Source organism: Fulvivirga sediminis, assembly GCF_016757215.1.
Lineage (GTDB): Bacteria > Bacteroidota > Bacteroidia > Cytophagales > Cyclobacteriaceae > Fulvivirga > Fulvivirga sediminis.
The window spans coordinates 51,145-64,916 of the sequence record NZ_JAESIY010000013.1 but is presented as its reverse complement, the minus strand read 5'-3'; the positions used below and the strand labels follow the sequence as shown (position 1 = coordinate 64,916).

Sequence of the window (13,772 nt, the reverse complement as noted above, 5' to 3'; positions counted from 1 at the left end):
GTTTTAATATAATTCGTCTAGTGACATTTTAAGATACTTTTTGATAGCTCTGTAGGTGCTCATAAAACCTATGAGGGCACCCAAAATAAACAAGGCTAAAAATAATATCAAGAGCTTATCCGGCTCATAAAGTTTTTGTAAATTATTGATTTTGCTATAAGCGAAATTTATTAATAAATATAGCAGTGCACTGGCAAATACACCACTAATGATTCCATGCAGAGTAGCTCTCCATAGAAAAGGTTTTTGAATAAACGAAGATTTTGCACCTACCAGCTGCATGCTTCTAATCAAAAATCTTTGAGAGAAAAGAGCTAGTTTAATCGTGTTGTTAATCAATATAACCACTGCAATAAGAAGAATAAGTGAAAAACCAATTAGCAAGAGACTTATGGTGGCAAGGTTCTCATTTATGGATTCTACCATGTTTTTTTCATACTCAACCTCAAATACGCCACTTACTCCTTCTATATCTTGTTTAATAGAATCTAATTTTTCCGTTTTTTGAAACTCTGATGCTATTTTTAATACATATGCATCTCTAAGAGGGTTTTCTCCAAGGAAGCTACTGAAGTCTTCTCCTGTTTCTTTGATAAACTCTTCAGCAGCATCTTCTTTAGAAACAAAACTGATTTGTACTTCATCATCTTTTTCTGCAGCATAATCTTTAGAGGAAAGCGTCTTTTGTATCTGAATACGCTGATTATCGGTAACATCTTTATCAAGGTAAACCTGAAGCTCTATGTTGTCCTTAATAAGTTCGGTAAGTCTATTCGTGTGCAGAAGAAGAAGTCCAAATAAACCGATTACAAAAAGTGCCAGCGTTATACTAAATATCACACTGGTATATGGATAGCTACCTAGTTTTTTCTTCTTTTTGCTTCTTTGATCTTTTTCCACGCAGTTGATTTGATTGTTTCAAATTTAATAATTGTTAGCCAAGTTATTAAACCTGTGGCAAAATAAAGCCAAGTATATCAAATAAAAAAGCCTCAGACATAATCCGAGGCTTCTTTGTTTAAATCTTTTCAGATGTTTACTCTTCAGAACGAATTCTTTCAAGCTTTTCTACTAAGCTATTATCCTTGATAGGAGTAAGAGCTGATATTTTTTCCTGATTCTTATCTAAGTTGTAGTATAGACCTTTATAATATAGGAATATAGCTTTGTCAGTTGTGGTGTTAATTTCCAAGATTTCATATAGATTCTTATCAAAGTCACCAAGTAAGAAAAGCTTACCATTTACAAAGTGATAATGGAAGTTGTGCTTTTTACTTCCTTCTTCTATTTCTACTTCCATGCTACGCTGTTCCTTGTAAGTTTTGTTTACAAGGCTACCACCAGGAGCCTCAAGGCTATCAGTGTTGTTTGTAGCATCGTTAAAATTAGAAATAACAGGTTTGTTTATCTCAGGTTTGCTAACAACTACTTTTTGCTCTTCACTCTCAACAGTAGAAGAGGTCGTAGTATTCATTTTGTTTTCAGAATTCTTAGGTGAAGATTCTACACCAGAGAAACTCTGCACTGTCGCGTCATTACTTTCTGAACTTGATAATTGAGTGCTCTCTGTTGCGATCAAATCTTGTTGAGAATTTGATTTTTCAGAGGGAACTGCAGACTCAAGTAAGGTTTCAGGTTTTACAGGTTGGGTTTCGGTTGTGCTTTCAGTGGCTAAACTTCCGGCGGCATCTGAATTAGTAAGGAAATATACGCTTACACCCATTATAGCGGCACCCACTATTAATGAAGCAATTTTTCCTACACTAAATGAGCTGCTGGTCGACATAGATCCTGATACAGGAACTTTGTTGAGCATTGCTTTTAGTTCAGCTTTTCGGGTTTCTCGTAAAGCATTAACGATATCATTTTGAAACTCAAATTCCTTTTTTAGAGTAGGGTCATTTTGAACTGAGTTTTCAAAGTCTATCTGTTCTGCTTCTGTCATTTCGTTCCCGAAATAAGCATCGATTTTTTCTACTTCGCTCATATTTAATTAATCAAGGAAGTCGCTCTCAGAGTACTGAGATTTGACTAGTTCATCTAATTTCTTTTTACATTTGTATTTTTTCGTTTTGGCGGTGTTAGTATTAGCAAAGCCTAGCTTATCAGCTATGTCTTGCATGGATAACCCGTCAAAATAGTAAAACATTAGCACTTTTTTACATGTCTCACCAAGTTGTCCAATACAGTCTGTAATGATCTTAGATCTTTCTTTTGTATCGATATCAATGTACTCCTCTCCATCTTTCTCTTCATGAGAGAGGCGTCGTTTTCTATCTAATTCCTTTCTCCATAGGTTTTGGCAAATACTATAGAGATAGGTGCTTATTTTTGACGTAAGGACCAAATTACCACTGGTAGCCTTTTGCCAAAAAACAACAAGAGCATCTTGGTAAATATCTTTTGCTTCTTGTTCTGATCCACTATTGGAGATAACCAATTTGGTCATCATCCGGTAATACTTTTTGTAAAGATACTCCAAGGCAGTCTCGTCACCACGGCATATCCGTTCGAAAACCTCGTTGTCCTTCATTTGAGCTCTGCTGTTTTATACATATAAATATACTCTGGTAACCTTTGCTTTATGAGACTATTATAAAAAAATTCTATCAAGTACATAAAATGAGGTTAGTTTACTATATATTTCTTTATTCGGCTCTGGTCCACTCCTGGGTTTTATATAGAAACCCCCAGTATCCTCGAATGTTTAGTTTACCATTATCAAGCCATATTTTACACTTATAAATTCTTCCTTCATCAGGTTTTAATACTGTGCCATCAACGTACTCAGAGCCATCTTTTTCTAAATCCTTTATGATTTCCATACCTATGATTTTTTTGCCATAGCGAGGATCGTCTTTTGGGCAGTCATCACAAATAGGGTCAGGGTCCTGACCTTCTTTTCTGAATAGCTTTACTATTTTACCGTAGACTTTACCATCTCTTTTATATAGTTCCACAATGGATTGAGCCTCTCCTGAGTCTGAATCTATTGTTTTCCATTTACCTAAAATATCCTGGCTCTGGCACAGGAAAGGAGCTATGCTAAGTAATAATAGCAAGATTTTTTTGATCATAGTAATATTTGCTAAAGGATATTACAAAATAAATATTAACAACTTGATAAGTTGATTATAAAGGGCTTCGGTCCTTAAACTGTAGTCACAAATGTAAATCTAAACGAATTAGTTTTATTAGAAGAATAAAAACAAAAAAGAGCTATGTAAAATGGCTCTTTCTTGTCTTTTAATGTTAAAACTATTTTTTTATTGTAGTAATTGAATATCCTATGTGTTTTGTTTCAAGGTTTATTTCTGTTTTTGCTTTGTTAAGATGTGGTTGATGGGATGAATCGTTTTGATATATTTTACCTAAAATTGGAGCGATTACTAAGCCTACCAGACAAGTGAGTTTAATGAGGATATTCATAGAGGGGCCAGAGGTGTCTTTGAATGGGTCTCCTACGGTGTCACCAGTAACGGCTGCTTTATGAGCTTCAGAGCCTTTGAAAGTCATTTGGCCGTCTATTTCTACTCCAGCTTCGAAAGATTTTTTGGCGTTATCCCATGCTCCACCTGCGTTGTTTTGAAATATAGCCCATAGTACCCCTGAAACAGCTACGCCTGCCATATAGCTACCCAGGCATTCTGGTCCCATAACAAAACCTATAATAACAGGGGAAATTATGGTAATAGCTCCAGGGAGCATCATTTCTCTGATGGCTGCTTTGGTTGAAATATCAACGCACTTACCATATTCCGGCTTGCTTGTGCCTTCCATAATGCCGGGTATTTCTTTAAACTGCCTTCTTACTTCTTTCACCATTTCCATAGCGGCCTTACCTACCGAGTTCATCGCTAATGCTGAAAATACTACCGGAATCATTCCTCCAATAAAAAGTGCAGCAAGTACTTCTGCTTTAAAAATATTAATACCATCTATGCCTGTAAACGTGACATAGGCAGCGAACAGTGCTAAGGCAGTGAGTGCGGCAGAGGCGATAGCAAATCCTTTACCGATGGCAGCGGTGGTATTTCCAACTGAATCCAAAATATCTGTTCTTTCCCTTACTTCATCGGGAAGTTCACTCATTTCAGCAATTCCCCCGGCGTTATCAGCAATAGGGCCAAAGGCATCGATAGCCAGCTGCATAGCAGTAGTGGCCATCATGGCTGAGGCGGCAATGGCCACTCCATAGAATCCTGCCAACGCATAAGCACCCCAAATAGCACCAGCAAAAAGGAGTACTGGAGCAAAAGTGGAAATCATACCCGTAGCGAGCCCGGCGATAATATTGGTGGCAGCTCCTGTAGCGGATTTTTGAACGATGTCTAGTACGGGTTTTTTACCTAGCCCTGTGTAATATTCTGTGAAAAAGGATATGAGTCCCCCTACGGCAAGCCCTACTAACACAGCGTAGAAAACATTCATAGAACTTACATCTTTAAGCCCGATGCCAAAGAAGTTCATTTGCATAGTTTCAGGAAGCATCCAGGGGATGAGAAAAAGAGAAGCTACAGCGGTAAGAATAATGGAGCTCCAGTTTCCTAGGTTAAGGGCACTTTGTACTTGGTTCTCTTTTGCTGTATTGTCCTTTATTTTAATGAAGAAGGTTCCTATAATGGAGAATATGATTCCTAATCCTGCTATTACTAGTGGTAAAAGAATAGGCCCGATACCATTAAATTCATCATTAATAGAGCCGCCCATGTCTCTGATTACATAGTTGCCTAATACCATAGAAGCGAGTACGGTGGCTACGTATGAGCCAAATAGGTCAGCACCCATGCCTGCTACGTCGCCTACATTATCACCTACGTTATCGGCTATGGTGGCGGGGTTTCTTGGGTCATCTTCAGGTATTCCTGCTTCTACTTTACCCACCAGATCTGCACCCACATCGGCTGCTTTAGTATAGATGCCGCCACCTACTCTAGCGAATAGGGCTATTGATTCTGCGCCTAAGGAGAAGCCAGCTAGTGCTTCTAATACCATTGTCATGTCATGAACGCCGTTTGTAGTCCATTGTCCATCCATGAACCAAATAAATAGGAGAGAGAAAAGCAGGCTTAGTCCAAATACGGCCAGGCCGGCAACCCCGAGTCCCATTACTGTGCCTCCCGTGAAAGATATTTTTAAAGCCTGAGGTAAGCTGGTTCGGGCGGCTTCAGTTGTTCTTACATTAGCTGCAGTGGCTATTCTCATGCCTATGTTGCCTGCTACGGCTGAGAAAAATGCCCCTATTACAAATGAAATGATAATAAACCAATGAGTGGTTTCTACTAGTGATGCTATAATTGATAATAGAATGCCTGCTATAACTACAAAAATTGCGAGCACCTTATATTCGGCATTTAAAAATGCAAGTGCTCCTTCGCGTATGTGATTAGCCAGTGTTTGCATTTTATCCGTTCCTGCTGGCTGTTTTTTTACCCAGGAAGATTTAAATGCCATGATGATGAGTCCCAACAATCCTAGAAGTGGAACAAGATAGAGGATCTTATTCATTGCAAAGTAGGTTTAGTGAATTTGCGTGTACAGGCAATTATGGTAGTTTTTGCTGCCTTGTCGCCTTAACAAATATAAAATAACAAACCTTATAATGAAATGAAAAAAAAGATACTTATAGTCTATAAAAACATTTTTTGAAGGGCACTCCACAGTAATTTTTTCAATTCTGAATCCTTTGCAATTTCAGAAAGGGAGTGATTATTAAGAAATACCTTATTATCTGCTTCTATAATTTGGTAATGAGGAAAGTCGCTTTTGAAAATACTGGCAGCATCTACACCAAAAAGTAGGAATTTTGTAGCTTGAAGATCCATTGATGTGTGCTGGTTAAGCCCTGGATTATTATGAGCATTGATAATTCCTGCCTCGCTGATATCTAGCTTTACTGCTTTCAGGATTTTGCCTAAGAAGGCTTCATCCTGATCAGTTATAAATTCAGCTGAGGGTTCGTTAACGATAACAAATACCCCCAGAGAATTAGTGCCTTTTATTGAAATGGGCTGTTCCTGCTTTTCTTGAGGTTTTTCGGTTTTCTCCGCAGCTTGTGGTTCAGGAATTATATCTTCCTTGGGCTCTTGGCTCGGTGTATTAGTAATGATCTCTTCACCTGCTATTTTATAGACAGGTTCAGTAATGAAAAATTTCAAGAAAGCGTTATCAGACATTATTCCTTGTTTAAATTAAATATTGACTTTAACTCTACGGCTTCATCAGGATCCATTCTACCTGCTAAAACCAATCTTAACTGGCGTCTTCTTAATGCACCATCATAAAGGTCTCTTTCCTCATCGGTTTCTGGGATGGCTTCGGGTATGTCAATAGGTCTACCTGATTGATCTACGGCTACAAAGGTGAAAAATGCGCTGTTACTGGCGAATTTTTTGCCGCTAGGAATATCTTCGGCTTCTACCTGAATGTGCACCTCCATAGAAGAGTTAAATGCTCTGGTTACTTTCGCTTTGAGAGTGACTACATTACCAAGCTGAATTGGTTTTCCGAAAGAAACATTATCAACAGATGCTGTAACTACAATTCTGTTGGAGTGTTTTTGAGCTGCTATTGCAGACACAATATCCATCCAGTGCATGAGTCTTCCACCCATGAGGTTATTCAGGGTATTGGTATCATTAGGAAGAACCAGTTCTGTCATGGTCACATAGGACTCACGAACAAACTTCTTTTGTTTTTTTGACATTCTTTGAATAAAATCTAAATCTGATGTTTTGCTTGGGTACAATAGATAGCCTATTTGCCCCAGCCCTCATCACCTAGCAAAGGTACAAAGCTAAAATAATCGAACTCCTCTTTCTTTAATTTTTTATCTTCTACTTTGGTGATTTTGAGCATCTTTTGTTTTTCATTATCACCTACGGGGATAATCAGAATTCCTCCCACGGCTAATTGTTTGATCAGGCTGGAAGGTACTGATGGCGCTCCGGCAGTTACAATTATCTTATCATAAGGGGCATATCTGGGTAATCCCTTGGAGCCATCACCACAGAAAAATTTGGGTTTGTAGCCCATCTTTGGAAGAAACTTACGGGTTCTTTCGTATAGGACTTTATTATATTCAATGGTATAAACGGTAGCGCCCATTTCCACTAATACGCAGGCCTGATAGCCACTTCCTGTACCAATTTCCAGTATTTTATCTTGAGGTCGAATTTCTAACTTCTCACTTTGAAATGCTACCGTATAGGGTTGAGATATTGTTTGGCCTTCTCCTATAGGAAAGGCCTTATCCTGATAGGCATGACCTAACAGAGCGTTGTCAAAGAAAAAATGCCTTGGTATTTTGCTAATTGCTTGAAGCACACCGCTATCGGTAATTCCCTTGGTTTTTAAAATTTTAACCAGTGACCGGCGCATGCCCCTATGTTTGTAACTGTCTTCCATATTTTGAGTTTGTGAAGTTAAAATAATCCTTAGATTTTAGGAAGCCGAATAGTCATCTTTAAGTAAAACTAATTTTTTTAGTATTATAATTTGCTATTTTGAATAATAGTCGCATTATTGCAATCAAATACTAATAAAATTAGTAATATGAATAATTCAGATTATAAACTCAAGCTGTACAGTAAGAAACTAAAGTCTGGCAAGTGCCAGATTAAGTTTGTAGTATCCTCTTCAAATCAGTCTCGTTGGCATGGCTACATGCTAGCGGAGTCAGGATCAACCTTGAAGGAGGTGGTAAGTTCAATTGAAGAAGAAATGCGATATATTGATGCTAAGGATGCATATTATCACAGCCATTTATATAACTTAGCCGAACCTCTGAAGAGGAATAGAGATTCTATATTGATTTTTAATAGTTAACTAATGAGCCTGATAAGCGATAATATCAAATATCTTAGAAAGAAAATGGGAGTTACCCAAGAGCAGTTTTCAGAGCAGCTGGGTATAAAAAGGTCACTTTTGGGAGCTTATGAAGAGGGGAGGGCAGACCCCCGAATAAGTAATCTTATCAAGATGGCTCAGTTATTTGGTACTTCTGTGGATATACTCATTAATAAAGATGTTAGTAAGCTTTCTGATGAAGAACTGATCGTAAGTAAATTCAAAAGAGGGAAAGAAGTGCTAGCTATTACAGTTAACGAGGAGCAAAAAGAAAATATAGAACTGGTGCCTCAAAAGGCTGCTGCCGGATATCTCAACGGCTATGCAGACCCGGAGTATATTAAGGAACTGCCGAAATTCAACCTACCTATATTATCTACGGGTACTTACAGAGCCTTTGAGATAACAGGAGATTCAATGCTTCCTATTTTGCCAGGTACTATTATAATAGGTCAATATATTGATGATATTAGAGATATAAAAAACGGCAAAACCTATATTTTGGTAACTCAAAACGATGGGATAGTATATAAGCGTGTATTTAACTATTTGGAAGATACAGGTAAACTTTTTTTAGTGTCAGATAACCGGCAATACGCTCCGTATCAGATTTCAGGCGATGAAGTTTTAGAAATATGGGCGAGTAAGGCTTATATAAGTGTGCAATTTCCTGATGCTGATGATTCTAAGGATGTATCTACGGAGCAGCTAGCTTCTATTGTACTGGAATTGCAAAAGGAGATAGTGAAATTAAAAGAAGAGAAGAAATAGACTTATTAAATGAGTTTTATAACTACCAACCTGAATATAGATCATATTCAGGTTTTTCTTTTTTGGGGCTTTTGATTGTTTGCTAAATGGATTACTAATTTTTGAGTGTTAGCTGTTGCTGTAATGGGAGGTTAAGAAGGTGCTTTTGATCGGAACAATTTCCCTGTAAATGCTTTACTAAGTAAACTTTAAATATTAAATACAGCAGATTTGAATTTCAAGAAAGCGATAAATGACATAGTAGGGCTTAATAAAACTATATTGGCTCTCTCTTTTGCTCGCCTGGCTGATGCTATGGGAAATAGCATATTGTTTATTTTGATTCCGGTATATGTGGCTAAGATTCCGACTGAACATATAGATCTTTCTGTGTCAGTGCTAGTGGGGTTGCTTATTTCTATATATGGATTTGTTACCTCTTTTTGCCAACCACTAATGGGAGGAATAAGCGATGCCTTGAATAAGAGAAAAGCACTTATTATTATAGGCATGCTGATAGTGTGTGCAGGAACTTTAGGGTTTACTGTAGCAGAGAACTTTATGCATCTATTGTATTTGAGAGTTTTGCAAGGTGTGGGAATTGCAATTACGATACCGGCATCACTTTCTATAATTACAGCGGTTTCTAAAAAGGAATCTCGAGGAGGAGCTATGGGGGTATACAGTACTTCACGGATGATAGGCTTTGCTATAGGGCCAGTGATAGGTGGTTATTTACAGGTTCACTACGGTTTTAATTCGGCATTTATAGCTGGAGCTGCTTTTATATTAGTATCTGTAATTATGGTTTTTCTGTGGGTGAATGAGGTGAAGGTAGATGAGCCTGTGATCAAAACTAAAAAGTCAGGTGTTTTTGATTGGTCATTATATACCCCGGGAATACTCACAGCTGCGCTGGCTACTTTTACTATGGCTAACTGTTTTTCTATGGTTACCACATTAGAGAATCAGTTTAATGAGCGATTGGATATTACCGCATTTGGGTTTAGTGTAGCTTTTAGTATGCTTATGGTGGGGCGTTTGCTTTTTCAGGTTCCTTTGGGGCATTTATCTGATAAAAGAGGACGAAGGCCTTTCATTTTAATGGGGCTGGTGCTAATGGCTATAAGTACTATTCTTATGGGAGAGGTGACGGAGATGTATCAAATGATAATCTTAAGATTACTGCAAGGAGTGGCTGCCGCCGGAATTGCAGCCCCAGCATTTGCATTAGCTGCAGACCTGTCAAGCAAAGGAGGGGAGGGAAGGCAAATGAGCATAATAACCATGGGCTTTGCTTTGGGTATAGCTGTAGGCCCTTTAATAACTGGTTTTCTAGTGAATGAGTTTTTTGAATTACCCTTTATTGTAACTGGGGCTGCGGCTCTGGTGGCGGCAGCTTTGGTGTATAAGTATATGCCGGAGACTGTAGAGACATAAAACAAAAAATCCCTTGAATTAGCAATTCAAGGGATTTTTAACTGAATATAATTTATAACTTACTGGTTATCAGATTTAGCTTTAGCACCAAAATATTCTCTATTAAGTCTGGCTATGTTTTCTAAACTAATACCTTTAGGGCACTCAGCTGAGCAAGCACCCGTGTTAGTACAAGCACCAAAACCTTCTTCGTCCATCTGCGCTACCATGTTTTCTACTCTGGTTTTACCTTCTACTTTTCCTTGAGGTAATAGAGCCAATTGAGACACTTTAGCGCTTACAAAAAGCATAGCAGAAGCATTTTTACAAGCGGCAACGCAAGCGCCACAACCTATACAGGTAGCAGCATCAAAAGCTTCGTCAGCAATTTTTTTAGGTATAGGAATCTCGTTTGCATCAGGTATACCACCTGTGTTTACCGATACATAACCACCCGAAGAGATCACTCTATCAAAAGCTGATCTATCTACTACTAAATCTTTGATTACCGGGAAGGCTTTTGCTCTCCAAGGTTCTACTACTATGGTGTCACCATCTTTAAAGCTTCTCATGTGAAGCTGACAGGTAGTAGTTTGTTTGGGGCCGTGTGGCTTACCATTTATATACATGCTACAAGCACCACAGATACCTTCTCTACAATCATGATCAAAGGCAATAGGAGCTTCTCCTTTTCTTTCAAGTTGATTATTCAAGACATCAAACATTTCAAGAAAAGACATGTCCTCAGAAATATCATCTAACTGATAAGTGACTAATGAGCCTTTATCTTTATCGTTTTTTTGTCTCCAGACTTTTAATGTGATTTTCATAATAAAACTTTTAAAAGTAAATGGGTATTATCCCTGTACTTATTTATAGCTTCTTTGGGTCAATTTAACATTTTCAAAAACCAAATCTTCCTTATGCAAGGTAGCAGGTGCTTCAGGACCGTTGTATTCCCAAGCCGAAACAAAAGAAAACTCGTCGTCTTTCCTCTTTGCTTCACCTTCTTCGGTTTGTGACTCTTCACGGAAGTGACCACCACAAGATTCAGATCTGTACAGTGCGTCATCAACCATTAATTCACCCAATTCAAGGAAGTCAGCCACTCTGTTAGCTTTTTCAAGACTGATGTTTAACTCATCGTTTGAACCAATCACATTAACATTTTGCCAGAATTCCTCTCTTAATTTCTGTATTTCTCCTTTGGCCTTTTTCAAGCCTTCTTCGTTTCTAGACATACCACAGTATTCCCACATAATGTGTCCAAGAGCTTTGTGGAAGTCATCTACGGTTTTTTCTCCTTTTATAGAAAGTAGTTTTTCTATCTTACTTTTTACATCGGCTTCAGCTTGCTTAAAGGCTTCATGATCAGTAGAAACTTTATCATAAGGCATTTTAGCTAAATAATCACCAATAGTGTAAGGGATTACGAAATAACCATCAGCCAGACCTTGCATTAATGCGCTGGCCCCTAGTCGGTTAGCCCCATGATCAGAGAAATTGGATTCTCCTAAAGAGTATAAACCATCGACGGTTGTCATTAAGTTATAGTCTACCCAAAGTCCACCCATTGTGTAGTGTACGGCAGGATAAATCATCATAGGTGTTTCGTAAGGATTTTCGCCAGTGATCTGCTGATACATGTCGAATAAGTTGCCGTATTTGCCTTCTATTGCACTTCGGCCATCTCTTTTAATGGCATCGGCAAAGTCAAGGTACACTGCTAATCCAGATTTTGAAACTCCTTTGCCTTCGTCACACATATTTTTAGCGTTACGAGAAGCAACATCACGAGGAACCAAGTTACCAAATGCAGGATATCTTCTTTCCAGATAATAATCTCTTTTTTCTTCAGGAAGATCAGTTGGTTTTAACTCTCCTTTTCTGATTTTTTCTGCATCAGAAACTTCTTTAGGAACCCATACACGGCCATCATTTCTTAGAGATTCAGACATCAAAGTTAGTTTTGATTGATGATCTCCTGAAACAGGTATACAAGTAGGGTGGATCTGCGTGAAACAAGGATTAGCGAAATAAGCTCCTTTTTTGTGTGCTCTCCATGCTGCGGTAGCGTTAGAGCCCATAGCATTAGTAGAAAGGTAAAATACGTTACCATAACCACCGGTAGCCAGAACTACGGCATGGGCGCTGTGAGATTCTATTTTACCAGTAACCAGGTTTCTGGTTACAATACCTCTCGCTTTGCCGTCTACCATTACCAGGTCAAGCATTTCTTCGCGAGCATACATTTTTACTTTACCGTTAGCTACTTGTCTGCTTAGTGCACTGTATGCTCCTAGCAATAGCTGCTGTCCGGTTTGGCCCCTGGCGTAGAAGGTTCTGGAAACCTGTGCTCCACCAAAAGATCTGTTAGCTAATAAACCACCGTATTCTCTGGCAAAAGGAACCCCTTGAGCCACACACTGATCTATAATATCTACACTTACTTCAGAAAGTCTGTAAACGTTAGCTTCTCTTGATCTGTAGTCACCACCTTTAACGGTATCGTAGAATAGTCTGAAAACGCTGTCGCCATCGTTCTGATAGTTTTTGGCAGCATTTATACCCCCCTGAGCAGCAATACTGTGCGCTCTTCTGGGACTATCCTGAAAGCAAAAAGCCTTCACATTATAACCTAGTTCACCAAAAGATGCAGCAGCTGAAGCTCCTGCTAAACCTGTACCAACTACGATAATGTCATACTTACGCTTGTTGGCTGGGTTTACTAATTTTATATTGAATTTATGCTTTGACCATTTCTCGGCGATAGGGCCTTCTGGTATTTTAGAATCTAATTTCATCTATCAAGCTTTTAAGAGTTCTGTTTTAAATACTTTGATAAAACATAATAATGGGTATAACGGCAAAAAGAGCCGGCACAATAATGGCAAATCCATATCCCACACCTTTAATTAAAGGATTGTATTTAGGGTGATTAAGCCCTAAAGTTTGAAAAGCACTGCTAAACCCATGATATAGGTGAAACATGAGAGCAATCATAGAAACAGTGTAGATAGCTACAATCCACCATTCGGAAAATGCAGTGGCTGTTACGGTGTAGAGGTCATTGTAAGACTCTCCTGCATACGCTACAGTGGGTATACCTCCCCAGTGCATTTCATACCAAAAGTTTTTAAGGTGTATTACCAAAAAGATGAAAATAATAGTGCCTAGTAAGCCCATGTTTCTAGAGCTCCAGGTACTATTTGTAGAACCTTTAGTTACATTATATCCCACAGGCCTGGCCTTTTTATTACTCATAACCAAGCCGATACCCCATACTATGTGGATAATGAAGGTGGCGTAAAGTAAGTAGGATGTAGTTTTGATAAGAGGATTGGAGGTCATAAATTTGGCATAGATATTAAATGCCTCGCCACCATCGTGGTGTAATAATTGGAAATTACCAATTAAGTGAACCACTAAAAATACGATAAGGAATAATCCCGTTAAAGCCATGAGAAGTTTTCTTCCCAAGGAGCTAGAAATAGCGTTCGTGAACCAACTCATTTGTATAATTTGATAGTTTAAGTTGTAACATTTTGACGTTCTCAAAGGTACAAGCCAAAAACTAATCAAACAATCATGGTGAGCTATTTTAAAACATTCTAAATAGACTTAAGCTATCAGAAGTAAGATTTCTACGGTTATAGTGATAACTCCGAGAATAAAAACCACCACGGGTATGAAGTAAGGATGTTTGATAATCATTTTTATTTTCTCAAATATGTTTGTGCGTTTATTCATTTAGA

General features: G+C 38.3%; 15 protein-coding genes. 3 read left to right on the top strand and 12 right to left on the bottom strand.

Annotated elements, in window-relative coordinates:
* Positions 1–3: 3 nt before the first annotated feature.
* The 8 genes from JL102_RS20175 to JL102_RS20140 all read right to left on the bottom strand — a co-directional run bounded on the left by JL102_RS20175 (position 4) and on the right by JL102_RS20140 (position 7,407).
* Complete coding sequence (locus tag JL102_RS20175; RefSeq protein ID WP_202246276.1) at positions 4–900, bottom strand: cell division protein FtsX; 897 nt, start codon at positions 898–900, stop codon at positions 4–6.
* Positions 901–1,036: 136 nt separating this feature from the next.
* Positions 1,037–1,987 (bottom strand): hypothetical protein, encoded by a 951-nt coding sequence (locus tag JL102_RS20170; protein ID WP_202246275.1) that lies wholly within the window; start codon positions 1,985–1,987, stop codon positions 1,037–1,039.
* A 6-nt stretch (positions 1,988–1,993) separates the two neighbouring features.
* Positions 1,994–2,533, bottom strand: coding sequence for an RNA polymerase sigma factor (locus JL102_RS20165; RefSeq protein ID WP_202246274.1), 540 nt, complete (start codon positions 2,531–2,533; stop codon positions 1,994–1,996).
* 115 nt (positions 2,534–2,648) lie between these two features.
* The gene (locus JL102_RS20160; RefSeq protein WP_202246273.1) at positions 2,649–3,077 is read right to left on the bottom strand and encodes a DUF2147 domain-containing protein; all 429 of its coding nucleotides are present in this window, start codon (positions 3,075–3,077) and stop codon (positions 2,649–2,651) included.
* 181 nt (positions 3,078–3,258) lie between these two features.
* Positions 3,259–5,508: a sodium-translocating pyrophosphatase gene (locus tag JL102_RS20155; protein WP_202246272.1), complete on the bottom strand. Its 2,250-nt coding sequence runs from the start codon at positions 5,506–5,508 to the stop codon at positions 3,259–3,261.
* A 122-nt stretch (positions 5,509–5,630) separates the two neighbouring features.
* On the bottom strand, positions 5,631–6,176 hold the full coding sequence (locus JL102_RS20150; protein ID WP_202246271.1) for a hypothetical protein: 546 nt from the start codon (positions 6,174–6,176) through the stop codon (positions 5,631–5,633).
* On the bottom strand, positions 6,176–6,706 hold the full coding sequence (locus JL102_RS20145; RefSeq protein WP_202246270.1) for an acyl-CoA thioesterase: 531 nt from the start codon (positions 6,704–6,706) through the stop codon (positions 6,176–6,178). The genes JL102_RS20150 and JL102_RS20145 overlap by 1 nt, the downstream gene beginning before the upstream one ends.
* A 50-nt stretch (positions 6,707–6,756) precedes the next feature.
* Positions 6,757–7,407 (bottom strand): protein-L-isoaspartate(D-aspartate) O-methyltransferase, encoded by a 651-nt coding sequence (locus JL102_RS20140; protein WP_202246269.1) that lies wholly within the window; start codon positions 7,405–7,407, stop codon positions 6,757–6,759.
* A 147-nt stretch (positions 7,408–7,554) separates the two neighbouring features.
* On the opposite strand from JL102_RS20140, the gene JL102_RS20135 reads away from it, so the two are divergent.
* From JL102_RS20135 to JL102_RS20125, 3 genes are all read left to right on the top strand, one after another.
* Positions 7,555–7,827, top strand: a complete 273-nt coding sequence (locus tag JL102_RS20135; RefSeq protein WP_202246268.1) for a hypothetical protein — start codon at positions 7,555–7,557, stop codon at positions 7,825–7,827.
* Between the two features lie 3 nt (positions 7,828–7,830).
* On the top strand, positions 7,831–8,619 hold the full coding sequence (locus JL102_RS20130; RefSeq protein ID WP_202246267.1) for an XRE family transcriptional regulator: 789 nt from the start codon (positions 7,831–7,833) through the stop codon (positions 8,617–8,619).
* Between the two features lie 210 nt (positions 8,620–8,829).
* Entirely contained in the window at positions 8,830–10,038 is a 1,209-nt protein-coding gene (locus JL102_RS20125; protein ID WP_202246266.1) for an MFS transporter, read from the top strand.
* Between the two features lie 59 nt (positions 10,039–10,097).
* On the opposite strand, the gene JL102_RS20120 is transcribed toward JL102_RS20125, so the two are convergent.
* The 4 genes from JL102_RS20120 to JL102_RS23875 form a co-directional block, all read right to left on the bottom strand.
* Positions 10,098–10,847, bottom strand: coding sequence for a succinate dehydrogenase/fumarate reductase iron-sulfur subunit (locus JL102_RS20120; protein WP_202246265.1), 750 nt, complete (start codon positions 10,845–10,847; stop codon positions 10,098–10,100).
* Between the two features lie 39 nt (positions 10,848–10,886).
* Positions 10,887–12,821 carry a fumarate reductase/succinate dehydrogenase flavoprotein subunit gene (locus JL102_RS20115; protein ID WP_202246264.1) on the bottom strand — a complete coding sequence of 645 codons (1,935 nt, stop codon included), beginning with the start codon at positions 12,819–12,821 and terminating at the stop codon, positions 10,887–10,889.
* Between the two features lie 25 nt (positions 12,822–12,846).
* Positions 12,847–13,530 carry a succinate dehydrogenase cytochrome b subunit gene (locus tag JL102_RS20110; RefSeq protein WP_202246263.1) on the bottom strand — a complete coding sequence of 228 codons (684 nt, stop codon included), beginning with the start codon at positions 13,528–13,530 and terminating at the stop codon, positions 12,847–12,849.
* A 108-nt stretch (positions 13,531–13,638) separates the two neighbouring features.
* Entirely contained in the window at positions 13,639–13,767 is a 129-nt protein-coding gene (locus JL102_RS23875; RefSeq protein ID WP_262896884.1) for a hypothetical protein, read from the bottom strand.
* Positions 13,768–13,772: the final 5 nt, after the last annotated feature.